We start from the raw sequence: 1,304 nt of genomic DNA, 5'->3' as shown, positions 1-1,304 counted from the left end.
AAGCTTCCGCGTCCTGCTCACGCCCCTTACCTACATCCATGTCATAGGTAGGTACTTAAGAAAAACATTAAGTACAGCCTTAAAAATTTGGCTCTACCCCATACTGAAATACTCCTGTTTTTCGATCGCGTTTGGGGTGTGCCCTAGCTGCATTTTTCCTCAGAAAGTCAAATGCTCCATTAACTGCATTTAACAATCCTTTCCTATGCTTCCTAATAATCGCTGTTAATATGGCAATCCACCAAACACCCGTTGTTTTTGCTACTGTCATTGTAGACATTTCAGTTTTAAATATCTTTTCAATACAGCCAGTTAAAAATCTTTTAAGCGTGGTTACTATTAAACTTACATAAATTAGCGCCTCTTGTAAGGTTGCGTTTGATGTTTGAAAGCCGCGTAAATTATTATAAGACTTACACTCCTTAAAAAGTAATTCAACCTGCCAGCGTAACCTATATAATTTGCCTATTTCAGTCGCTGTAAATTCATCAATAGATAAATTAGTGACTAAAAATGTATATTGTTTTTCTTTTTTTGACCAATACCCAACGACTCTTGTTAGCTTGTTTTTTATGCTAACATTCATATCAATAAGATCATTTTTAGGTAATTCGGGAAGCAATTCACATAACTTTGGGGAATGACTTCCTGTTAATTCCTGTCCATTTTGCTTAAAAGCATTATGTACTCTGACTGCTTTTAATCCCTTCGCTCTTAATACGTAAAATCCTCCTGCTTTATCTAATTCATGAATATAACTACCTGAATAATATCCTCTATCAGCAAGTAACAACTGTCCTTTCAACTCTTTAAATGTTGGAAGTTCTTCACGTTCAGAGTAACTGTCTGGTGTTATACCTGCTTTTTCAAAGCAACCTTGCGTTAAATTTAAAGTAGCATGCAATTCAATGGCTGCTGGACACGTATTTGAAAATCGCCCAGGAAAAACATCTTTTAAAGAACGATGAAGCATAATAGAACTACCGTCCTGAATTAAAATATTCTCAAACTTGAACAAATCTTTTTTAGTGTACTTAAGCGCATCATTTATCCAACAATTAAAAACTCTATTTGTTACCTCTCGCATTAGTTCAGCTAGTTCAGGTTTAACTAACTGGTTATGAAAAGGCTTATACTTAATAGACTGCCCTGTTAGCTGGTTATAAACTCTTAATATTTCGGATAAATAGATCGTTTTTTTATCCCCAAGCGCAGCAACAAGACTAACAACCATATGAAATGCGGTAATATTTCTTTCTCTTTTAGTAAATGCTACTTGTTTACCAAGTCGGTTCAGTTTTTTT

At 34.8% G+C, this 1,304-nt stretch carries 1 protein-coding gene; it reads right to left on the bottom strand.

The features are described 5' to 3' along the window. Positions 1-79: 79 nt before the first annotated feature. The coding region (locus GQR53_RS20455) for an IS4 family transposase (protein WP_165745052.1) at positions 80-1,304 on the bottom strand (1,225 nt) is incomplete at its 5' end.

It is taken from the genome of Pseudoalteromonas sp. Z9A6 (assembly GCF_011378805.1).
GTDB classification, from domain to species: domain Bacteria; phylum Pseudomonadota; class Gammaproteobacteria; order Enterobacterales; family Alteromonadaceae; genus Pseudoalteromonas; species Pseudoalteromonas distincta.
The sequence above is the reverse complement of the archived record's forward strand: the minus strand, read 5'-3'. Positions and strand labels throughout refer to the sequence as shown.